This window comes from Pseudomonas sp. WS 5532 (genome assembly GCF_012985445.1).
In the GTDB taxonomy this organism is placed as follows: Bacteria; Pseudomonadota; Gammaproteobacteria; order Pseudomonadales; family Pseudomonadaceae; genus Aquipseudomonas; species Aquipseudomonas edaphica.
This window is the reverse complement of sequence record NZ_JAAQWK010000009.1, coordinates 161838-183238: the sequence shown is the minus strand read 5'-3', so window position 1 is coordinate 183238 and position 21401 is coordinate 161838. Positions and strand designations below refer to the sequence as shown.

General features: G+C 58.6%; 18 protein-coding genes. 7 read left to right on the top strand and 11 right to left on the bottom strand.

The window, feature by feature from the left end; translation table 11 throughout:
* Positions 1-15: 15 nt before the first annotated feature.
* Positions 16-294 (bottom strand): hypothetical protein, encoded by a 279-nt coding sequence (locus HBO23_RS17385; RefSeq protein ID WP_010176194.1) that lies wholly within the window; start codon positions 292-294, stop codon positions 16-18.
* A 237-nt stretch (positions 295-531) separates the two neighbouring features.
* Between HBO23_RS17385 and HBO23_RS17380 the strand changes: the two genes are divergently transcribed.
* Entirely contained in the window at positions 532-1569 is a 1038-nt protein-coding gene (locus HBO23_RS17380) for a patatin-like phospholipase family protein (protein ID WP_099549110.1), read from the top strand.
* Between the two features lie 122 nt (positions 1570-1691).
* On the opposite strand, the gene HBO23_RS17375 is transcribed toward HBO23_RS17380, so the two are convergent.
* From HBO23_RS17375 to kdpF, 6 genes are all read right to left on the bottom strand, one after another.
* Complete coding sequence (locus tag HBO23_RS17375; RefSeq protein ID WP_053255124.1) at positions 1692-2381, bottom strand: response regulator; 690 nt, start codon at positions 2379-2381, stop codon at positions 1692-1694.
* Between the two features lie 37 nt (positions 2382-2418).
* Entirely contained in the window at positions 2419-5070 is a 2652-nt protein-coding gene (locus HBO23_RS17370; RefSeq protein WP_170038955.1) for a sensor histidine kinase KdpD, read from the bottom strand.
* A gap of 125 nt (positions 5071-5195) precedes the next feature.
* Complete coding sequence (kdpC, locus tag HBO23_RS17365; RefSeq protein WP_017136081.1) at positions 5196-5741, bottom strand: potassium-transporting ATPase subunit KdpC; 546 nt, start codon at positions 5739-5741, stop codon at positions 5196-5198.
* Between the two features lie 75 nt (positions 5742-5816).
* Positions 5817-7874, bottom strand: coding sequence for a potassium-transporting ATPase subunit KdpB (gene kdpB / locus HBO23_RS17360; protein ID WP_026013603.1), 2058 nt, complete (start codon positions 7872-7874; stop codon positions 5817-5819).
* Between the two features lie 21 nt (positions 7875-7895).
* Complete coding sequence (gene kdpA / locus HBO23_RS17355) at positions 7896-9596, bottom strand: potassium-transporting ATPase subunit KdpA (RefSeq protein WP_170038953.1); 1701 nt, start codon at positions 9594-9596, stop codon at positions 7896-7898.
* Between the two features lie 9 nt (positions 9597-9605).
* Positions 9606-9695, bottom strand: coding sequence for a K(+)-transporting ATPase subunit F (gene kdpF, locus HBO23_RS17350; RefSeq protein WP_003218754.1), 90 nt, complete (start codon positions 9693-9695; stop codon positions 9606-9608).
* Positions 9696-10091: 396 nt separating this feature from the next.
* Here kdpF and eat point away from each other — a divergent pair, with 396 nt between their 5' ends.
* Both eat and HBO23_RS17340 read left to right on the top strand, forming a co-directional pair.
* Positions 10092-11456 carry an ethanolamine permease gene (eat, locus tag HBO23_RS17345; RefSeq protein WP_017136084.1) on the top strand — a complete coding sequence of 455 codons (1365 nt, stop codon included), beginning with the start codon at positions 10092-10094 and terminating at the stop codon, positions 11454-11456.
* A 111-nt stretch (positions 11457-11567) separates the two neighbouring features.
* Positions 11568-11735 (top strand): DUF2897 family protein, encoded by a 168-nt coding sequence (locus tag HBO23_RS17340; RefSeq protein WP_017136085.1) that lies wholly within the window; start codon positions 11568-11570, stop codon positions 11733-11735.
* Between the two features lie 6 nt (positions 11736-11741).
* On the opposite strand, the gene HBO23_RS17335 is transcribed toward HBO23_RS17340, so the two are convergent.
* Both HBO23_RS17335 and HBO23_RS17330 read right to left on the bottom strand, forming a co-directional pair.
* Positions 11742-12590 carry a DUF1989 domain-containing protein gene (locus tag HBO23_RS17335; RefSeq protein WP_169985679.1) on the bottom strand — a complete coding sequence of 283 codons (849 nt, stop codon included), beginning with the start codon at positions 12588-12590 and terminating at the stop codon, positions 11742-11744.
* Between the two features lie 15 nt (positions 12591-12605).
* The gene (locus HBO23_RS17330) at positions 12606-13250 is read right to left on the bottom strand and encodes a GntR family transcriptional regulator (RefSeq protein WP_170039027.1); all 645 of its coding nucleotides are present in this window, start codon (positions 13248-13250) and stop codon (positions 12606-12608) included.
* A gap of 133 nt (positions 13251-13383) precedes the next feature.
* Here HBO23_RS17330 and HBO23_RS17325 point away from each other — a divergent pair, with 133 nt between their 5' ends.
* Entirely contained in the window at positions 13384-13962 is a 579-nt protein-coding gene (locus HBO23_RS17325; RefSeq protein ID WP_099549088.1) for a TetR/AcrR family transcriptional regulator, read from the top strand.
* A 27-nt stretch (positions 13963-13989) separates the two neighbouring features.
* Here HBO23_RS17325 and HBO23_RS17320 read toward each other — a convergent pair whose 3' ends face one another.
* Together HBO23_RS17320 and HBO23_RS17315 are read right to left on the bottom strand one after the other, a co-directional pair.
* Positions 13990-14322: a helix-hairpin-helix domain-containing protein gene (locus HBO23_RS17320; RefSeq protein ID WP_017136089.1), complete on the bottom strand. Its 333-nt coding sequence runs from the start codon at positions 14320-14322 to the stop codon at positions 13990-13992.
* 111 nt (positions 14323-14433) lie between these two features.
* The gene (locus HBO23_RS17315; protein WP_170038951.1) at positions 14434-16428 is read right to left on the bottom strand and encodes a nucleoside-diphosphate sugar epimerase/dehydratase; all 1995 of its coding nucleotides are present in this window, start codon (positions 16426-16428) and stop codon (positions 14434-14436) included.
* Positions 16429-17617: 1189 nt separating this feature from the next.
* Between HBO23_RS17315 and wecB the strand changes: the two genes are divergently transcribed.
* From wecB to HBO23_RS17300, 3 genes are all read left to right on the top strand, one after another.
* A complete protein-coding gene (wecB, locus tag HBO23_RS17310) occupies positions 17618-18757 on the top strand; it encodes a UDP-N-acetylglucosamine 2-epimerase (non-hydrolyzing) (RefSeq protein ID WP_099549090.1) in 1140 nt (379 codons plus the stop codon).
* Entirely contained in the window at positions 18754-20019 is a 1266-nt protein-coding gene (gene wecC / locus HBO23_RS17305; RefSeq protein ID WP_099549091.1) for a UDP-N-acetyl-D-mannosamine dehydrogenase, read from the top strand. The genes wecB and wecC overlap by 4 nt, the downstream gene beginning before the upstream one ends.
* Positions 20020-20155: 136 nt before the next feature.
* Positions 20156-21400, top strand: a complete 1245-nt coding sequence (locus tag HBO23_RS17300; protein ID WP_017136092.1) for a hypothetical protein — start codon at positions 20156-20158, stop codon at positions 21398-21400.
* The last annotated feature ends 1 nt before the right edge of the window (position 21401 follow it).

The following is a 21401-nucleotide window of genomic DNA, read 5'->3' as shown; positions in this document are numbered from 1 at the left end:
GTCGCCGCTTACCGATCAACGCCCGGCGCGGGACTCACGAATGTAGAAGCGCGCTTTCTCGGCCTTGTTGGAACAGCCTTCAAACGCTTCGAATTGCTGCTGGGTCTTGGCGCCGGTCAACAGCGACAAAGCCTTAGAGTAGCTCACGGTGCCGGCAAAGCCTTCGGCCTTGGCCAAATCCAACTCGTGCCAGGCCGCATCCAATTGCGTGCCACAGCTGTCGCGGTATGCGGTTTTGCCGGCACAACCGGCCAGGGCCAACACGATCACAGGCACACACATCCAGGCTTTCATCAATGACACCTCAAATATAGAAAAACAGTCGTAGGCTGTAGACGTTGCCTCCAAGGAAAAGTGCCTTGGGGGCCGCCTGAAATCAGAAGTGTCCATTCAAAAGTGCTTTCAGCAGTGCCTGCTCAGAAATGCCTACCGCCAGAGCATACCCGAGCGTAATGGCTATTCTGGAAAAATATTTTGATGCCCTCGGCCGGTAAGCGCATTGTGGGCCACTGTTTTGCGAAGGATCAGCTCATGAAAAAACGTGTTGCCTTGGTGCTCGGCTCCGGCGGCGCCCGCGGTTACGCCCACATCGGCGTGATCGAGGAAATCGAACGGCGCGGCTACGACATCGCCTGTATCGCCGGCTGCTCCATGGGCGCCGTGGTCGGCGGGATCTACGCCGCCGGCAAGCTCGACGAATACCGCAACTGGATCGAGAGCCTCGACTACCTGGACGTGCTGCGCCTGGTGGACGTGAGCTTTCGACTGGGGGCAATTCGTGGCGAAAAAGTCTTCGGGCAAATCCGCAAGATCGTCGGCGAGATCAATATCGAAGAACTGCGGATTCCCTACACCGCCGTGGCCACCGACCTGACCAACCAACAGGAAATCTGGTTCCAGGAAGGCTGCCTGCACCAGGCCATGCGCGCTTCGGCGGCGATTCCCAGCCTGTTCACGCCGGTGATGCAAGGCAACCGCATGCTGGTGGACGGCGGCCTGCTCAACCCGCTGCCGATCGTGCCGGTGGTGTCGAGCCATTGCGACTTGATCATCGCAGTCAACCTCAACGCCACCAACCAGAAGCACTACCACCTGCCAGTGATCCAGCGCCCGCCGGCGTTCAAGAGCCGCTTCAACAGCTTGGCCAAATCACTGGGTTCGCACCTGCCGTTTCGGCGCAAACAGGCCGAGCAACTGATGAAGCTGGAACAGGAAGCCTTGCAGTCCCAGGCCGCCGAAATCAACCCGTGGCTGGAGTCGGCCGAACCCGAGGCCCAACAACCTGCGGCCGCCCCGGAAAAACAAGGCGCACCGAAGTCCGCGACCGGCTCGTTCATTATCGATAACGTCGGGCCGGCGTCACTGCTGGACCTGATCAACCAGAGCTTCGAAGTGATGCAGACCTCGTTGGCGCAGTACAAGATTGCCGGTTATCCGCCGGACGTGCTGATCAACGTGCCGAAGCGGGTGTGCCGGTTTTTCGAGTTCTACAAGGCGCCGGAGTTGATCGCGTTGGGGCGGGAAATTGCCAGTGATACCTTGGACAAGTATGAGAGTGAGCAGGGTTGAACGTGTGGATGTGGCTGATGGCCCTATCGCAGGCAAGCCAGCTCCCACCTTTGAATGTATTCACAAATCAAAAGGTGGGAGCTGGCTTGCCTGCGATGAGGCCCGTTCAGGCACTGCAACATTCAGGCATTCAACAACCGATACCCCACACCCGCCTCGGTCACGATAAACCGTGGCTGGGTCGGATCATCCGCCAACTTCTGACGCAGATGGCCCACCACAATGCGCAGGTAATGGCTGTCTTCAGTATGGGTCGGCCCCCAGATATCCTTGAGCAATTGCTGCTGGGTGATCACCCGCCCAGGATGCCGCGCCAGTTGCGCCAGCACCGCGTATTCCTTGCGGGTCAGGGCCACCTCGACACCGTCCAGCAGCACCCGGCGATAGGCCAGGTCCACGGTCAACGGGCCGAAACTCAACGCCGCTTCCTGAGCCTCTCCCGCCGGTGCCTGGCGCAACAAGGCGCGCACACGGGCAAGAAATTCCTGGATGCCAAAGGGCTTGGTCACGTAGTCATTGGCGCCGCTGTCCAGGGCTTCGACTTTTTGCACTTCGCTGGCGCGCACCGACAGCACCAATACCGGCACCGTCGACCACTCACGAAACTCGCGCAACACTTGCTGGCCGTCCATGTCGGGCAGACCAAGGTCGAGCACCAGCAAATCCGGTTTGCTCAATGCCGCTTGGGCCAGGCCCTCGTTGCCGGTGCCGGCCTCGATCACCTTGTAGCCCTGGGAGGCCAGGCTGATACGCAGGAATTTGCGGATCTGCGGTTCGTCATCAATGACTAAAATCGTCGCGGTCTGGCTCATGGTGTCCAATCAAAATCCGTGGAGAAAAGAGGGTAGCTCAAGGCTCGCGCTCCGGGCCAGGTTGCGTCGGTAACGGCAGGAACAAGCTGATGCAGGTGCCGCGCCCTTCTATACCATCCTCGACGCGGATATGCCCGCCGTGAGCGCCCACCATGCCCTGGCAGATCGCCAGGCCAAGGCCCGTGCCCTGCCCACCGCGATCACCACGGGCGGCGGTGTAGAACATATCGAAAATCTTCGCACGCTCGTCCTCGGGAATCCCCGGCCCCTCGTCGGCCACCGAAAAAAACAGTTGCTCATTGGCCACGCCGGCACTCACCTGCAAACGGCCGTGGGGCGGTGAGAAACGCGCGGCGTTTTCCAGCACATTGACCAAGGCCTGCTCGATCAACGCGGCGTGCACATACAGCAACGGCAACTGCGCCGGCACGTCGGTGTGTACCTGCAACGGCGCCAGTACCGCGCGCAAGCGGCCCAGGGCGCTGCCGACGATATCACCCGGCGAGACCCAATCGCGTGCCAGCTTCAGGGCGCCGTGACCCAGGCGTGTCATGTCCAGCAGGTTCTGGATATAGCGGTCCAGGCGCTCGGCTTCATCGCGGGTGCCTTCAAGCAATTCGCGGCGGTCTTCCAGCGGGATGGCTTCACCGAGCGCCAGCAGGCTGTCGATGCTGCCGCGCATCGAGGTCAACGGCGTGCGCAAATCGTGGGACACCGAGGCCAGCAAGGCGCTGCGCAGTTGTTCGGTTTCGCCGTGCAGGCGCGCCGATTCCAGCTCCTGCGCCAGCTGTGCGCGCGCCAGAGCCTGGGCCAATGGCTGGCTCAATGCAGTGAGCAGGCGACGGCGTTGGCCGCTCAATTCCAGGCCGGGTTTGGGGCTGACGCCAAGCAAACCCAACGGTCCCTCCTCGCCAGACAGCGGCCACCACCACCAACGCCCAAACGGCAACGTGCCGGTGCCCATGCCAGCCGGTTGATCATGCTGCCAGGCCCAATCGGCGGCGGCGCGTTCGGCTTCGGTGAGGTTCAGCGCGGTGCCGGTTTCAACCTTCCAGCCGCCCTGGCCGTCGCGATTAAGCAGACACAGGTCCAGATCACTCCAGCCGTCCAGATGATGGGCCGCTGCACTGATCACCGCCTGGCGGTCGGTGGCCGCAGTGAGCTTGCGTGACAGGTCGAGCAGTTCGCTGGTTTCTTCCTGGGTGTCGCGCAAGGCCTGCAACTGCCGACGCTGACGCGCCGCGAGGTTGCCGGTCAGCGCCGCCATCAGCAAGAAAAACAACAGGGTCAGCACGTCTTCTTCACGCTGGATGGCGAAGGAGAATTTCGGCGGGATAAACAAAAAGTCGTAGCTCAGGAACGACAGCGCCGCACACACCAGCGACGGTCCCAGGCTGCTGCGCACACCGACCAGCAGTACCGCAGCGAGAAACACCAACGAGATATTCGGCAGCGGCAACACACTGGCTACCGCCCAGGCCAGCGCCGCCGCGACGATGGTTGCAACCACCGCCAGGCCATAGTCGAACCACACCAGCCCGCGCACGTCCGGCAGGCGTGGCGGCGCGGGCATGTCGTCGCTGTCGAGCACGTTGATCTCCAAACCCCGCGCATTGCGCAGCAAGCGTGCCGCCAAACCCCCTCCGAACAGCCTGCGCCGCCAGCGCATCCGCGACTGCCCCACGAGTAGCAGGCTGGCACGGCGTTCGGCGGCATGCTGGATCAGCGTCTTGGCCACTTCGCCAGCGCGCAGCAACACCACTTCGCCGCCCAGCCGTTCAGCCAACTGCTGGGCGTTCTGCAGGCGCAGGCGCGATTGCTCGTCGTGCGCACGGCCGTTATCGATATGCACCATGCTCCACGGCAAATGCCGGCGCTGGGCCACGCGGCTGGCGTGACGCACCAGGCGTTCGGCCTGCGCATCACCGTCCACGCCCACCAGCAAACGCCCGCGCACCGCCGGGGCGGCCTGGCCGAGCTGGCGGTAGCCTTGGGCCAAATCGTCATCGACATGCGCAGCAGCGGTTTGCATGGCCAGCTCGCGCAGGGCCATCAGGTTGGTCTGGGTGAAGAATGCGTCGATGGCGGCGCGGGCCTGTTCCGGCACATACACCTTGCCGTCGCGCAGGCGCTCGAGCAGCTCGCGGGACGGCAGGTCGATCAGCAGCAGCTCGTCGGCCTCTTGCAGCACCCAGTCGGGCAAGGTTTCACGCACTTGCACGCCGGTGATGCCACGCACTTGATCGTTCAAGCTTTCCAGGTGCTGGACGTTGACCGTGGTGAACACGTTGATGCCGGCGGCGAGCAGTTCCTGGATGTCTTGCCAGCGTTTTTCATGGCGGCTGCCGGGGGCGTTGCTGTGGGCCAGCTCATCCACCAGCACCAGCTTGGGCTTGGCGGCGAGCAGGCCGTCGAGGTCCATTTCTTCGAGCATCACGCCACGGTATTCGCTGCGCAGCAAGGGTTGCTGCGGCAGGCCGCTGAGCAAGGCTTCGGTCTCGGCGCGGCCGTGGGTTTCCACCACGCCTGCGATCAGGCGCACACCCTGGCGCAGTTGGGTGTGGGCGGCCTGGAGCATGGCGTAGGTCTTGCCCACACCGGGCGCCGCACCGAGGAAGACTTTGAGCCGGCCACGGCCGTCCCGTGGCAGATCGGCTAACAGGGCATCGGCGCGGCCGGAGTCGCTCATGCTTTGGAGTTCCTTCAGGTGTTTATTTGGAATCCTTCAGGCCGTCATCGCGGGCAAGCCTGCTCCCACATTTGGAATGCATTTCCCTGTGGGAGCGGGCTTGCCCGCGATAACGGCACCACGGTTTACAACGTTTCCAGCGCCATGTTCAGCGCCAGCACATTCACCACCGGCGGCCCCACCAACGGGCTTTCGATGTGCTCATCGAGCAAGCGCTGCAGTGTAGACACGGGCACATTTCGCGCCGCCGCCACTCGCGCCAGTTGATAGGCAATCGCCGCCGGTGGCAAGTGCGGATCAAGGCCGCTGCCGGAGGTAGTCAGGGAGGCCAAAGGCACCGGCCCCTGGCCTGGCACCAACTGTTTATTCGCGTCATCAAAAATACGCGTGGCCAATGCCGGGTTGCTTGGGGCCAGGTTGCTGGCGCTGCTGGAGACCGTCGCAAACGCGCCAGCCGATGGGCGTGGGTGGAACCAGCTGTCACCGGTAAAATCCTGGGCGATCAGGCTGGAGCCGCGCACTTTGCCCTCGGCGTCACGCACCAGGCTGCCGTTGGCCTGGTCGGGGAACGCAACTTGGGCGACACCGGTGACCACCAGCGGGTAGGCAACGCCGGTGATCAGGGTCATGAGGACCAGCAGGCTCAGGGCCGGGCGGATCATGTTAGTCATCTTGAAATCCTCAATAAATCGAGTAACCACTGTGGCGAGGGAGCTTGCTCCCTCTCCACAAAAAGTGCGATCCAGTTACACCAGGTGCAGCGCGGTCAGGAGCATGTCGATCGCCTTGATGCCCACGAACGGCACCAAAAGCCCGCCCAACCCGTAGATCAGCAGGTTGCGGCGCAGCAACGCCGCCGCACTCGCCGCCTGTACGCGCACACCGCGCAGTGCCAGGGGAATCAACACCACGATAATCAGCGCGTTGAAGACGATCGCCGAGAGAATCGCGCTCTGCGGGCTTTGCAAATGCATCACGTTGAGCACGCCCAACTGCGGGTAGATCGAGGCAAACAGCGCCGGCAAAATCGCGAAGTATTTAGCCACGTCGTTGGCGATGGAAAAGGTCGTCAACGCACCGCGGGTCACCAGCAGTTCCTTGCCGATCTGCACCACGTCCAGCAGCTTGGTAGGGTCGCTGTCGAGGTCGACCATGTTGGCCGCTTCGCGAGCGGCCTGGGTGCCGTCGTTCATCGCCATGCCGACGTCGGCCTGGGCCAGCGCCGGAGCGTCGTTGGCGCCGTCGCCGCACATCGCAACCAGGCGACCGTCGTTCTGCTCGTGACGAATGCGGGCGAGTTTTTTCTCTGGCGTGGCTTCGGCCAGCACGTCGTCCACGCCCGCTTCAGCGGCAATCGCGGCGGCGGTCAACGGGTTGTCGCCGGTGACCATCACGGTGCGAATCCCCAGTTTGCGCAGTTCGGCGAAGCGTTCGCGGATGCCGGGTTTAACCACGTCCTTGAGGTGGATCGCGCCGAGCAGTTTGCCATCGGCGCATACCAGCAATGGCGTGCCGCCGCTCTGGGCGATCTTGTCGATTTCCCGCGAGAGTGCCGGCTGCAGGTCACGGCGTTGTTGGCCGATGAACGCCAGCAGTGAATCGACCGCGCCTTTGCGGAACACACGGCCTTGGTAGTCGACACCGGACAAGCGCGTTTCGGCACTGAACGGCACGGAGGTCAGCTCCTCCACGGTTGGCTCGGCCTGAGGGTGCAAAGCACGCAGGTATTCGACGATGGATTTGCCTTCCGCCGTGTCGTCCGCCAGGGACGCCAGCAACGCGCCTTCAGCCAGGTCGCGACCACTGACGCCAGGCGCTGCAATCACGGCTGCACAGCGACGGTTGCCGAAGGTGATGGTGCCGGTCTTGTCCAGCAGCAGCACATGCACGTCACCCGCCGCTTCCACCGCACGCCCGGATTTGGCGATGACGTTGAGGCGTACCAGGCGATCCATGCCGGCGATACCAATGGCCGATAACAGGCCGCCGATGGTGGTCGGAATCAGCGTCACCAGCAGCGCGACCAGGAACACCAGCGGCAAGCTGCCATTGGCGAAGTGGGCGAACGGCTGCAGGGTGACCACCACCAGCAGGAAGATCAGCGTGAGGCCGATCAGCAGGATATCCAGCGCCACTTCATTCGGGGTTTTCTGGCGTTTGGCGCCTTCCACCAGGGCGATCATGCGGTCCAGCGTGGACTCGCCCGGGTTGACGGTGATGCGGATCAGCAACCAGTCCGACACCAGCCGCGTGTTGCCGGTGACGGCCGAACGGTCGCCGCCGGATTCACGGATAACCGGTGCGGATTCGCCAGTGATCGCCGCCTCGTTGACGGCCGCGATACCTTCGATGACCTCGCCGTCACCGGGGATCATCTCCCCGGCCGCGACGCGCACCACATCACCTTTGCGCAGGCTGGTGGCCGGCACGACCTTGAAGCTGCCGTCGGCCTCTTTGCGGCGAGCGCTCAGGCCTTCGCTGCCGGCTTTGAGGCTGTCGGCGCGGGCCTTGCCGCGACCTTCGGCCAAGGCTTCGGCAAAGTTGGCGAACAGCACGGTGAACCACAGCCACACGGCGATTTGTACCGCCACAAAGGTCGGCACCGAAGTGTCCGGCACAAAGCACAACACGGTGGTGAGGATGGCGGTCAACTCGACCACCAGCATCACCGGCGAGCGTTGCAGTTGGCGTGGGTCCAGCTTGACGAAAGCCTGGACCAGCGCCGGACGCCAAAGAGCGGAGATGGCGGTTTTGGCCGGTTCCTGAGAACTCACAGGGGCCGCATTTTTTGCAGGCATATTCATTTTCATATCCCCTCTAGCTCTTTATTTAGGAGCAGCCATGCTCAGGTGTTCAGCAATTGGGCCCAGTGCCAGCGTCGGCAGGAAAGTCAGGCCGCCCACCAGCAAAATGGTCACGGTCAACAGGGTCACGAACAGTGGGCCATGGGTCGGGAAGCTGTTCTGGCCAATCGGTGCGGTTTTCTTCATCGCCAGGCTGCCGGCAAGGGCCAGTACCGGGAGGATGTAGCCGAAGCGGCCGATCAACATACCCAGGCCCATCATCAGGTTGTGGAACGTGGTGTTGGCACTGAAGCCGCCGAACGCCGAGCCGTTGTTGGCACTGGCCGAGGTGTAGGCATACAACAATTGACTGAAACCGTGCGGGCCGGGGTTGCTGATGGCCCCCGCCGGACCCGGCAGGCTGGCGGCGATGGCGCCCAGTACCAGGGTGCCGATCGGCATCACCAGCAAAGTCACCACCAGCAATTGCACTTCCTTGGCCTGCAGCTTCTTGCCCAGGTATTCCGGGGTGCGGCCGATCATCAGGCCGGCGAGGAACACCGCGATCAACACGTTGAGCAACATGCCGTACATACCGGCGCCGACGCCGCCGAAGATCACTTCGCCGACCATCATGTTGACCAGCGCCACCATGCCGCTCAGCGGGTTGAGGCTGTCGTGCATACCGTTGACCGAACCATTGGACGCCGCTGTAGTGGTGACCGACCACAACACGGTGGCAGTGGTACCGAAGCGCACCTCTTTACCTTCCAGCGGCGCGGTTTGCTCAACAGCTGGGTTGTTCAGGGTGGGGTTGGGCTGGTATTCGGCCCACAGCGAGGTCGCGCCGCCGATCAGGAACAAGGCCAGCATACAACCGAGGATCGCCCGGCTCTGACGCAGGTCTTTCACGTAATGGCCGAAGGTGAACACCAGCGCCACCGGGATCAGGATGATCGCCGACAACTCGAACAGGTTGGCCCAGGCAGTCGGGTTTTCAAACGGGTGCGCCGAGTTGACACCGAAGAACCCGCCACCGTTGGTGCCCAACTGCTTGATCGCAATCTGGCTGGCTGCCGGGCCGAGTGGGATCACTTGGTCCACGCCCTGCATCGTCACGGCATTCACATAGTGCGCGAAGGTTTGCGGCACGCCCTGCCACACCAGGAACAACGCGAACACCAGGCACATCGGCAGCAGGCCGTAGAGGGTGGCGCGGGTCATGTCGACCCAGAAGTTGCCCAGGGTCTTGGTGGATTTACGCCCGATACCACGGCACAACGCGACCAGCACAGCCAGGCCAGTGGCGGCGCTGACGAAGTTCTGCACGGTGAGACCGATCATCTGGCTGAGATAGCTCAGGGAGGCTTCACCGCTGTAGTTCTGCCAGTTGGTGTTGGTCATGAAACTGACCGCCGTGTTGAAGGCCAGCGTCCATTCCTGACCCGGCAATTTCTGCGGGTTAAGTGGGAGATATTCCTGGAACAACAACACGGTAAACAGCAACACAAAACCGGCCAGGTTGAACGCCAGCAGTGCCAGCGTGTACTTCTGCCAGCTCTGCTCCTGGTGCTCGTCCACGCCGGACAAGCGATAACAGGCGCGCTCGACAGGGCCGAGCACGGGCGAGAGCCAGGTGCGCTGGCCTTCCATCACCTTGTAGTAGAACCGCCCCAGGAACGGTGCCGGCACCAGCACCACGGCAAAGAAGGCGATGATCAGCCAATAGTCATAACTGTGCATAGCCTGCTCCTAGTTCCGATCCGCGCGTAACAGCGCAACCAGCAGATAAATGAACAGCGCCACGGCCAATAGCAGTGACACCCCGTCCAGAACGCTCATGGAAGTCTCTCCGTTTTGCGGCGATTGCCGCGTGTGGGGCAATTGTCGGCAGGAGTGGCGTAAAGGAACGAGAGCGAGGGTATGGGCGGGGCGTAAAGACGGCGTAAAGAGTGGGTTTATGCGGGGTTTACAGGGGGATTTTCAGCGCCTGGGCGGGCCTCATCGCGGGCATGCCCCGCTCCCACCATTGAAATGCATTCCCTGTGGGAGCCGGGCTTGCCCGCGATGGCGTCGGTGAGGCCACCACCGCACCCATCTGGTGCGACGCCGAAAAAATTCAAACGCCAAACCGTCCCCATGGCGACAGTTCGGCGCCTTTACGACATGAGTTCGCGCAATGGCATGGCCGCTGCAACACCCAGTAATCATTCCAACCCGTTCAGGGAGCGCCACACGATGAACACACAACTCAAACCCACCTTGGGCACCCTGCATTTATGGGGCATTGCCGTCGGGCTGGTGATTTCCGGCGAATACTTTGGCTGGAGCTATGGCTGGGGCGTGGCCGGCACGCTGGGCTTTTTGGTGACCTCGTTGATGGTCGCCGCCATGTACACCTGCTTTATATTCAGTTTCACCGAACTGACCACCGCGATTCCTCACGCGGGCGGGCCGTTCGCCTACAGCCGTCGCGCCTTTGGCGAGAAAGGCGGTTTGATCGCGGGCCTGGCGACCTTGATCGAATTTGTCTTCGCACCACCCGCGATTGCCTTGGCCATCGGCGCTTACCTGAACGTGCAGTTCCCGGCACTCGATCCGAAACACGCGGCTGTGGGGGCCTACATCGTGTTCATGGGCCTGAATATCCTGGGGGTGAAGCTCGCCGCGACCTTTGAACTGGTGGTGTGCGTGCTCGCCGTCGCTGAATTGCTGGTGTTCATGGGCGTGGTCGCGCCGGCGTTCAGCTTCAGCAACTTTGCCCTGAACGGCTGGGCGGGTTCCGACACCTTTGGCGCACCGGCCATTGCCGGGATGTTTGCGGCCATTCCTTTCGCCATCTGGTTCTTCCTCGCCATCGAGGGCGCAGCCATGGCAGCTGAAGAGGCGAAAGATCCCAAGCGCACTATTCCAAAAGCCTACATCAGCGGCATCCTGACCTTGGTGATCCTGGCCATGGGCGTGATGTTCTTCGCCGGTGGCGTGGGCGACTGGCGCACCCTGTCGAACATCAACGACCCGCTGCCGCAGGCGATGAAAAGCGTGGTGGGCACCGGCTCCGGCTGGCTGCACATGCTGGTGTGGATTGGTCTGTTTGGCTTGGTGGCAAGCTTTCACGGCATCATCCTCGGCTATTCGCGGCAGTTCTTTGCCCTGGCCCGTGCTGGTTACTTGCCGCCGTTCCTGGCCAAACTGTCGCGTTTTCAGACACCGCACCGGGCCATTATCGCCGGCGGTGTGGTCGGTATCGCCGCGATCTACAGCGACGGCCTGATCAACCTGGGTGGCATGACGCTGACCGCAGCGATGATCACCATGGCGGTATTCGGCGCCATTGTGATGTACATCATGAGCATGCTCAGCCTGTTCAAGCTGCGTAAGACCGAACCGCTGCTGGAACGCACATTCCGCGCACCGGGCTATCCGATCGTGCCGGCTATTGCGCTGGTATTGGCGCTGGTGTGCCTGGTGGCCATGGCCTGGTTCAATGCGCTGATCGGCTTGATATTCCTGGGCTTTATGCTGGCGGGGTTCATCTACTTCCAGCTGACCGCCCAAGACCGTGCCGACGCACCGGCTGATGCGATGTTGACCGGGCGCTAAGGTTAACGAGGCGGAACAGGCCTACAATGAACTACTCAGAACGCCTGTTACTCAAAGCCGTTATTAGCGTGGGAACATCCTCCGACGCTGGTCCGCCTCAAGGAGAGCCTTATGCCGTGGTATGCGTGGTTGATTTTAGTGGTAGCGATCGGGTCGATCGTCGGTGGGCTGCTGATGCTGCGTGACAGCGCCAACAAGGTGGAACTCACCGACGAACAACGCAAACGCGTGGTCGAGCGCAACGCCCAGGCGGACGCCAAGGATGCGCAGGACCGCTGAAGCAGGTTATTCCCAGGCTGCCTTGGCAATATGCAAGCCGTGCTGCCCCTTGTAGGCAGCACGCTCAGGCTGGCTCCAGCCGTTGAGCAACTCCGCCTCCAAGCGATAGATCTCTACGCCCAGCGGGCGGCACACGGTCAATGGGTCTTGTGCGTCCGGCCCCCACATCGGTAGCGACAAGTCCCCACCCGGGCACGTCGACAATGCGCAGAGCAAATCAATCTCTGCAAAAAACTCCAGGTAATCGCCCTTCTGCGCCGGGCAGGCTTTCATGAAGTACATGTCGTCATGATTAAGACCGGTGCACTGGAAAATATTCAGCACATCGTGCACGTCAAATTCGGTCAGGCCATGGGGCAAAACGGCGCGGGTCAAGTTGGAATGGCAATGGTGGTGGAAGTCTTCGCCGGTAAGCATGCGGTTCACATACGGGTCACAGCGAGTGCCGAGCAAATCGTGCAGGCGCCCACCGTGTTCATCGATGCCATAGCCCGCCAGGCTGTCATCGGTGATGGTTACCAAGGGGCGCAGAAACGGCAGGTTCGACCATAGCCGGTCATGGGTACTGACATGGGCGCCCTGCAACTGCCGCGTGCGTGCCGCCCATAGGCGTTCGCGCGGGTCATTGGCGTTCCACACGTTGAAATCGCCGACCTGTGGCCCTACCGGCGTTGTCACGCGAAACACATGCCCGGCCGGCACTTTCCACGCCCTGCCCGTGCGAATCGGCACTTCGAACTGCTCGATCAATGTGCGTTTACCCGCCTGGTCGCGAATACGTGCGTAGAAGGCCTTGTCCACTTGCAGCGCCGAGCCTTTGCTGACCTGATAGGCAGCCGGATAATCTTTGTACATGGGTGCAATCCTCCATCAAGGGTAATCAAACAGCGCCAGGGACAGGCGTTCAGAATCGTGCAGATAGAGGCTCATCGCCTCCTGCGCAGCTGGTTTATTGCCCTGCGCCAGCAAGGTGTAGATCTCACGATCACGCTCCAGCCAGGGCGACTGAAAACGTTGTTCATCGGGCGCCGCACAAAACACCAGGCGCAACTGAGCAATCACTTGGGCGAAAAACTCATCGAATAAAGGGCTGCGCATCAACCCGACAATGTGCTGGTGGAACACCAGGCTATGAGTGGCAACGGCGCGCCAATCTTCGCGCTCTCGCGCCAGCGTGGTGGCGTCGATGGCATTTTGCATACGCACGTCGTGGTCGCCCGTCAGCGTGCCACTCTGGGCGATGGCCTGCAGCTCAAGGGTACGGCGGACCACAAACAGGTCACGCACGTCGTCGCGCGCCACACGCCGGACCATCACGCCCTTGTTGCGCACATAACGGGTGAGCCCCTCCTGCCCCAAACGGTGTAACGCTTCGCGAATGGTATTGCGCGAGGCGTTGTAGCGCTTGACCAGGTCCACTTCGACCAGCGCCACACCTGGCAGCAGCCGCCCACTCATGATGTCGGCGCGCAGTTCAAGGGCAATCTGATCGGCTAGAGACAAGCTGAGCGTCATCATGGCACCTCGATTGTTGAACAATTCATGCAACGGATGTAATCACTTTTCATGCCAAGCCCGCTGAATGCCGTCTCTATGGGTAAACAGGTTCGACTCCGCTAAAATGCGCACTCGTTCTCGAGGCCGTCCTATGCGTTATTCAACAGACCACAAAGCCCAGACTCACCAACGCATCATCAAGGAAGCCTCCGTACGATTTCGCCGCGATGGTATTGGCGCCACCGGCCTGCAGCCCTTGATGAAAGCGTTGAACCTGACACACGGCGGGTTCTACGCGCATTTCAAGTCCAAGGATGAACTGGTGGACAAAGCCCTTCTGGCCGCCGCCGCAGAGCTGGATGCCCATTGCGCAATGTTGTTCAGCCAGAAACGGCCGCTGGATGCGTTCATCGACAGCTACCTTTCGCAATGGCACCAGACCTCGCCGGGTGAAGGCTGCCCGCTGCCCACGATGTCGTCGGAGCTGGGCCTGCGAGGGCAGCATAGTCCGGTAACGGATGCGGTACTTGAAGCCAGGTTGACGCAGATCGACTCAGCATTGGAGCACCCAAAGGGGGAACACGAGAGCCTGGTACTGATGTCGACATTGGTGGGCGCATTGGTGTTGGCCAGAAGCGTCGAAAACCCGGAACTGGCAGCCCATATCATGGAAGTGGTACGCGGGTGTTTGAAAGAACAGGTCTCGGACAAACAGAAGGCCGGTCAATGACCGGCCTCTTGCCCAGGATTTACACCCTTAGTTGATTGCCAGCCTGTCGCGGTTTTTCTCCAGCAACGCCTTACCGATGCCTTTGACTTCCAGCAACTCGTCTACCGCCGTGAAAGGCCCGTTGCTGTCGCGATAGGCGATAATCGCCTTGGCCTTGGCGGCGCCAATACCGAACAGGTCGCGGCGCAGGACTTCAGCGTCGGCGGTGTTGAGATTGACCTTGGTGGATTGCTCGACGTTAGCCATCTGGGCCGTGATAGGCGCCGGGGCTTCGGGTTTGATGGAGGGGGCTGCGGTGGTTGCTACGGAGAGGCTGGTGAGGACTGCAAAGATCAGGGAAGAGATATAGGCGTTTTGCATTGGTGACACTCCATGACATCGGTAGAAGAAAAGCAGCTTTCCAAAAGCTGCTTTTCTAACTTAGGCGATGTGGGGAGAGAGTCAAAAACGGGTGAGTAACAGGGTGTTAACTCACGGCTCCAAACGGCGCTGCTGGTAGATCCAATCGACGATTTCGCCGTCGGGCGAGTAGCCACTGACTGTCTCGCGCAGGATCTGACGCACACGGGTGTAGTCGTCCTCACTCACCGCGCCGAGCAATTCTCTCAGTTTGCTTTTGAGTACGTCCCACGCCAGGTGATCCTCGTTGGCGCTCATAATCATCGGGTGCTGGGTAGCGACGACGTTGTTGCCGATCAGCAACTCCTCGTAAAGCTTTTCGCCTGGCCGCAATCCGGTGAACTCAATCGCGATATCCCCGAGAGGGTTTTTATCCGTGCGTACACTCAGCCCGGATAAATGAATCATCTTTTCCGCAAGCTCTACAATTTTTACGGGCTCACCCATGTCCAGAACGAACACGTCCCCCCCCTGCCCCATGGAACCGGCCTGGATCACCAGTTGGGCCGCTTCGGGGATGGTCATGAAATAACGCGTAATTTTTGGGTGTGTGACGGTCAATGGACCGCCTGCCTTGATCTGCCGGTGAAAAAGCGGAATCACTGAGCCGGAAGAACCCAGTACATTGCCGAACCTGACCATCGTGAAGCGCGTTTTGTTTACGCGGGCCACGCCAGACTTGTCGCCAAACATCACCGGCGCTTTTTCAACGCTGAGGGCTTGCAGGGCTAATTCTGCAAGGCGCTTGGTACTCCCCATCACATTAGTGGGGCGAACAGCCTTGTCGGTGGAAATCAGCACAAAGTTCACCACACCGGCCTTCAAGGCTGCCTGGGCGGTATTCAAAGTACCAATGATGTTATTCAAGACACCTTCGGCAATGTTGTGTTCGACAATCGGCACATGCTTGTACGCAGCCGCATGATAAACCGTGTCGACGTGCCAGCTCTTCATAACATCAAGTAATTTATTCTCGTCGCGTACCGAACCCAGAATGGGCAATAACTTAATGGGCATTGACTCATGCGCAACGCGGTGTTCAAGTTCGGACAGGATACTGTAGAGGTTAAATTCGCTGTGTTCGAACAAGAGTAAGGTCTTGGGTTTCTGCGTCAAAATCTGCCGGCATAGCTCAGACCCGATCGACCCCCCTGCTCCCGTGACCAAGACCGACTGGCCAACGATACAACGTGCAAGCAGGTCTTCCTGGGCTGGCACTGCATCACGCCCCAGCAAGTCGGCAATATCGACTTCCTGAATATCGTCGACCTTGACGCGGCCACTGGCCAGGTCCATAAAATCCGGAACACTGCGCACATGCAGCGGAAAACGCTCCAAGTTCGAGAGAATCTCACGCCTGCGCCCGCGGCCCGCCGAAGGCACTGCGAGCAATATCTGCTGAGCGCCTGTTGTGTCGATCATCTGCTGAATATGCTTGGGCTTGAACACCTGCAGCCCAGAGATGACACGACCTGCGATACTCCCGTCGTCATCGATAAAGGCGACCGGCCGCATGACACGCCCCATGCGCAACGCAGCAACCAATTGATTACCCGCCGAGCCGGCTCCGTAAATGGCAACTTTCGTCAAGCCATCATCACGATTGGTAAAGGGAACATGCTGTGCTGCAGAGAACCAATCCCCCATGAAGTACTGGCGCATCGCTAGTCTCAACCCGCCTACGGTAACCAGGCACAACCACCAATAATTGAAAATAACCGAGCGTGGAACAACGTATTGATGGTTGCTGTAAAGATAGACAGCCAAGCCAAGAATAAGTGAAGAAAGGCTCACCGCCTTGATAATAGTAATAAGTGCATCGTTACCAAAGTAACGCATGACGGCGCGGTACATGCCAAAGCGAACAAACAGGGGAATGGCAATAACCGGAGCGCTCACGAACAGCCATAAGTATCGCTGGATCGGTTGTTCCATCTCGGCAATTCCAAGCCGTACGACGAAGGCCAACCATAATGAAATCCACACCAGTACAATATCAACAAGCACCTGAAGAATGCGCTTGTGGCGGCGCGGCAGATTTAATAAAAAAACTCTCATCTTATCCATGCCCCTCTCCAACACTTTTCCACGCTCCTAGAATCAAAACCCTGCCCGCGAATAGACGAAAATAGCGATCCACAATGAATAACCCGCACTGAACAAAAATCGTACAGACGTGGCAACTGCATGAAAATCTCCTTTCAGAAAAATCGCACTCCTTTGACGACCTTTCCTTGGGTTAATAACCCCTATTCTGTACAGAAAATACCACGGTGGTACTCGACACCTACAGTAAACACCATAGATGGGATGATACCCTTGTTGTGTCGGAAATCCTTTGAAATCCTTTCTCAGCCCCAAAAAAAACCAGGACGGGTAGGCACTGACCCCTACGAAACCGCGGGGTTCGAGCGCTCACGAACAAAAAATGGCGAACACCTGACAAGCTGCTAGGCTTGGCCCGAGACGTTGAGTTGCAGCCGTATCATTAGCTAGCACAGCAACAGTATCGTATAGCAAAATGTAACAAAAATGGTCACCCTTAAAACAATACGAGAGAGGCTGATGCCACCGTCGATGTTCATTAATGGTATAGCTGGACTCTAAGTCCCTTAATCTAGAACGTCCCGCGAATGCCCTTTTAGAGCCAGTCGAACAGCTGTTCCATTCCAATCTTGGAAAAAACACGCCTAAAGAGGCTATACTCCGCAACGCGTTCACCTGCGCCGCTACAGCGGAAAGCGCTGTAGGAAAAATCTGTAAGCATCCGCCGCGACAAAATAATGACCGGATCACCCGCACTTGACGGTTGACTTTAATCATAGAGATGCTAATCCGCGATCATGTTTTAACGAAACTAACCAGCCCCAATGCAAGCCAATTTTTGCCTTGGAGCCGAATGGGAGGGATACTTTAGAGTATGCGCACTACTTGCTGAGTGATCATCGCAGGTGTACATACGCACTGCCAAACGGGACGAAAGGAGGACGCCCGAGAATTTTCACTAGACCCAGGCAAATGGCTTGGAATTCGCACGAACCTCAACTCACGGGCCTGCAACTGCCTGCGAGTGGAATTCCAAAAAATAACGCATGCACAACTATCAGATGTCATGTTTCCACTATCTGATTGTGCTGTCCCGCGGCCCTGCGCCCTGGCATAGCGTGTGCAAAAACGTATCACAACTGACGGCACCCTAATCCGCGGATTATGACGTAAGCGTGCATTGATTTTTACTTTAAGTAGCGGTGTTGCGATGACTTTAAGAACCCTGTGTGTATTCGGCACACGACCTGAAGCAATCAAAATGGCTCCCTTGGCGTTGAGCCTTGCAGCAGATGAGCGCTTCACTGCCAAGGTCTGCGTGACTGGACAGCACCGAGAAATGCTCGACCAAGTGCTCAGTCTCTTTGAAATCAAGCCTGATTTCGATTTGAACATCATGAAGTCCGGCCAGGATCTGACCGATGTCACGAGTGCCATCTTGCAGGGAATGAAAACTGTCTTCGCAACCTTCAAACCGGATATTGTCCTGGTCCATGGCGACACAGCGACGACGTTCGCCACCACATTGGCCGCTTACTATCACCAAATTCCTGTGGCTCACGTCGAAGCCGGCCTGCGCACCGGAAACCTCTATTCTCCGTGGCCTGAAGAGGCAAACCGCAAGCTGACTGGCGCTCTTGCGGCATTGCACTTCGCACCCACTGAAACGTCCAGGCAGAATTTGCTGAGAGAGGGGGTCGCAAGCCAAAGCGTCCATGTGACCGGCAACACTGTCATTGACGCGTTGCTGGATGTGGTGGGCCGAATCAAGACCCGTCCTGCCCTGCAACAGCAATTTCACCAGCAGTTCTCGTTTCTGGGCGATTGCCAGCGAGTGATCCTGGTCACGGGTCATCGCCGCGAAAGTTTCGGCGGTGGCTTTGAGAATATCTGCCAGGCCTTGATCAATACGGCCCTGGAGTTCCCCGATGTCGAGATTGTGTACCCCGTTCACCTGAATCCGAATGTACGCGAGCCAGTCAATCGCCTGCTCAGCGACATCCAGAATATCCATCTGATCGAACCCCTGGATTATCTGCCCTTTGTGTATTTGATGGATCGCTCTTATCTAATTTTGAGTGATTCAGGTGGCATTCAGGAAGAGGCCCCCTCTTTAGGTAAACCTGTGCTGGTGATGCGTGACACCACAGAGCGTCCAGAGGCGGTTGACGCGGGCACAGTCAAACTTGTCGGGACTGAAATTGAGGCCATTACCTCTAACTTGAGAGTCTTGCTGACTGATGTTGAAGCCTATGGCCAGATGAGCTTCGCTCACAACCCCTATGGTGACGGAAAAGCATCCGCACGAATTCTCGATGTACTTTCACGAATTAAAAAGGCTAATTCATGAGCTTTGAAACTGTTTCTGTAGTCGGCCTCGGCTATATAGGGCTTCCGACGGCAGCTGTTTTCGCTGCACGTAAGAAAAAAGTCATTGGCGTCGACGTCAACCCGAACACAGTTGCAACCATCAACCGCGGCGAAATCCATATTATCGAACCGGATCTGGATATCGTCGTACGGGCCGCCGTTACCGAAGGCTATTTGCGGGCAACTCTAACCGCAGAGCCGGCCGATGCCTTCCTGATTGCCGTCCCGACACCGTTCAAGGGCGATCACGAACCCGATCTTTCCTACATCGAATCAGCCAGCCGAGCCATTGCTCCCGTCCTGAAAAAGGGTGACTTGGTCGTGCTGGAATCAACCTCCCCAGTCGGGGCTACCGAGCAAATGTCTGCCTGGCTGGCAGAAGCCCGTCCGGACCTGACATTTCCGCAAACCCATGGCGCAGAGTCGGACATCCGCATAGCGCATTGCCCCGAGCGCGTGCTGCCGGGTCACGTACTGCGGGAGTTGATCGAAAACGATCGCATCATCGGCGGGCTTACCAGCAAATGTTCAGAAGCAGCGCGGTCTCTGTATAAAACATTCGTTGAGGGTGAATGCATCATCACCGACGCCCGCACCGCCGAAATGTGCAAACTCACAGAGAACAGCTTTCGCGACGTGAATATCGCGTTTGCCAATGAACTGTCGATGATCTGCGACGAACTCAACATCAATGTATGGGAGCTGATCCGCCTTGCGAATCACCACCCTCGCGTTAATATCCTGCAACCTGGCCCCGGTGTGGGCGGTCACTGCATCGCTGTCGACCCCTGGTTCATTGTCAGCAAAACGCCCGCCCTGGCACGCCTGATCCGCACCGCAAGGGAAGTGAATGACAGCAAGCCAAAGTGGGTATTGGAGCAGGTTCAACTGGCTATCGGTCAATTCCTGCAGGAACACCCGTCGAAAACCGCCAAGGACGTTACGGTTGCCTGCCTCGGGCTGGCCTTCAAGCCGGACATCGACGACTTGCGTGAAAGTCCATCCTTAGAGATCACCGCACACATTGCCCAGTCCCATCCCGGTACTGTTCTGGCGATTGAACCGAATATCGCGCACCTGCCGGCTCGCCTTGAAGGTATTGCAACCCTGAGCGGAATCGATCAGGCGCTGTCATCTGCGCACGTGATTGTCCTGCTGGTCGATCACAGCGTATTCAAGAAAATCCCGGGCGCACGCCTGTCCTCGCTCAAAGTCATCGACACACGCGGTGTGTGGGCTTGAAAAAAGCTTGATGAATACCGCTTGGAAATCGACGCAAGCCGTTAGTATTGCGTCGGTTTCCGAGCACCGAGCTGGGCACGTTTGTTAAATGATCATGCAATTGCATTTGTCATGATGAGGTTCAAGAGGTTCTGGCATGGTCAATTTATTGATCCAGGTGCTGACACTGATAAGTGGCCTGGTTGTTAACTTTGTGATTCCCGGACTTTACGGCTTGGAAGCGTACGGCGCATTCATCAAGGCCAACGTGCTGGTATTTTTATTTCAAAAACTGTTGGATATCGTCAATGAGCAGCTGATTGCCACCGTGGAGGCCGAGTACATTCTGGTGACTTCATTATTTATGGCCGTACTGATTTTTGTACTGTTCAGCGCTGTGAACCTGATTGACCACATTGGCAACCCACTCCTGCTTGGGGTGATGCTTTTGAGCTCGGCATGCCTGTTATCGCTGTTCGGGCTACGCCTGCAACGCTGGATCGTGGCCTACCTGGTGCTATTTCTTGGCGTGTTTTTCACGCTCCTGTTTATCAGCTACCAACAAATAGTCTCGCTGACTATCGTCGACATACTGATTCTGACCAACTTGATTCCGTGCGCGTTTGCGGTAGCGGTGCTGTTTTTCAAAGGTGCGAAACTGCCCGTCGGCAAACAGCTGCTGCAGACCTGCCAAGGTGTGCTGCTGTTATTACCCAGAATGATATCCATCACCCTGGTGTTCAATCTGTTCACCAACATCTTGCCCTTCATTCTTTCCAAGAGCCTGCCCGTGCGCGACCTTGGATTGTTCAGGGTCATCGTCTCGATCATTCAATCCGCTACCAGCCTGTTCCCCATCAACGTCAGGGCAGTGTTTGTCGCCTTCGTCTCGGGCGGGCAACGCCAAGCGCAATATAGAATCATCACGTCGATCGCTATTTTCTACTTCGCGTTGGTAGGCTTATCGGGGTACGCAGCGGTTTGGCTGTTCCCTCAGTACTCGAACTATCTGGTGATGCTGCCCTGCCTGCCAGTGCTGTACTGGGCAGTGGTGACAGAGCGCTATCTGGTCGCCTCCGGCCTGCACCGTAAAGTCATCGTGGCAAACCTTGTCATTGCGCCACTGGCCATAACGAGCATGATTCTGTTTGTCAAAGACTTGAACCAGGCACAGTTGTTCTACGCTATCGGGTTCTCGGCCTACTTGTTGTTCCTGCACATAAGCTGCCGTCCTGGCATTCGCTTGCCGGTAGTTTTTTGGGTCGCCTTACTCTCTCCCCTGACTATCTTTTTGACACACATCAGCCTGGTCTGGGCCGTGCTGTATATGTGCTCGCTCATGATCATTGCAGTGGGAGCACTCCAGCTTCGACCCGCTGATCTTCGCACGCTGAGGTTTTAAC

Excerpts from the sequence above, each read along its gene's own strand:
- wecC (WP_099549091.1), top strand. The coding sequence starts at position 18,754 with ATGAGCTTTGAAACTGTTTCTGTAGTCGGCCTCGGCTATATAGGGCTT.
- HBO23_RS17300 (WP_017136092.1), top strand. The coding sequence starts at position 20,156 with ATGGTCAATTTATTGATCCAGGTGCTGACACTGATAAGTGGCCTGGTT.
- HBO23_RS17335 (WP_169985679.1), bottom strand. The coding sequence starts at position 12,590 with ATGTACAAAGATTATCCGGCTGCCTATCAGGTCAGCAAAGGCTCGGCG.
- HBO23_RS17370 (WP_170038955.1), bottom strand. The coding sequence starts at position 5,070 with ATGAGCGACTCCGGCCGCGCCGATGCCCTGTTAGCCGATCTGCCACGG.
- kdpA (WP_170038953.1), bottom strand. The coding sequence starts at position 9,596 with ATGCACAGTTATGACTATTGGCTGATCATCGCCTTCTTTGCCGTGGTG.
- HBO23_RS17320 (WP_017136089.1), bottom strand. The coding sequence starts at position 14,322 with ATGCAAAACGCCTATATCTCTTCCCTGATCTTTGCAGTCCTCACCAGC.
- HBO23_RS17315 (WP_170038951.1), bottom strand. The coding sequence starts at position 16,428 with ATGGATAAGATGAGAGTTTTTTTATTAAATCTGCCGCGCCGCCACAAG.
- HBO23_RS17380 (WP_099549110.1), top strand. The coding sequence starts at position 532 with ATGAAAAAACGTGTTGCCTTGGTGCTCGGCTCCGGCGGCGCCCGCGGT.
- kdpC (WP_017136081.1), bottom strand. The coding sequence starts at position 5,741 with ATGACTAACATGATCCGCCCGGCCCTGAGCCTGCTGGTCCTCATGACC.
- HBO23_RS17375 (WP_053255124.1), bottom strand. The coding sequence starts at position 2,381 with ATGAGCCAGACCGCGACGATTTTAGTCATTGATGACGAACCGCAGATC.
- kdpB (WP_026013603.1), bottom strand. The coding sequence starts at position 7,874 with ATGAATATGCCTGCAAAAAATGCGGCCCCTGTGAGTTCTCAGGAACCG.
- eat (WP_017136084.1), top strand. The coding sequence starts at position 10,092 with ATGAACACACAACTCAAACCCACCTTGGGCACCCTGCATTTATGGGGC.
- wecB (WP_099549090.1), top strand. The coding sequence starts at position 17,618 with ATGACTTTAAGAACCCTGTGTGTATTCGGCACACGACCTGAAGCAATC.
- kdpF (WP_003218754.1), bottom strand. The coding sequence starts at position 9,695 with ATGAGCGTTCTGGACGGGGTGTCACTGCTATTGGCCGTGGCGCTGTTC.
- HBO23_RS17340 (WP_017136085.1), top strand. The coding sequence starts at position 11,568 with ATGCCGTGGTATGCGTGGTTGATTTTAGTGGTAGCGATCGGGTCGATC.
- HBO23_RS17385 (WP_010176194.1), bottom strand. The coding sequence starts at position 294 with ATGAAAGCCTGGATGTGTGTGCCTGTGATCGTGTTGGCCCTGGCCGGT.
- HBO23_RS17325 (WP_099549088.1), top strand. The coding sequence starts at position 13,384 with ATGCGTTATTCAACAGACCACAAAGCCCAGACTCACCAACGCATCATC.
- HBO23_RS17330 (WP_170039027.1), bottom strand. The coding sequence starts at position 13,250 with ATGACGCTCAGCTTGTCTCTAGCCGATCAGATTGCCCTTGAACTGCGC.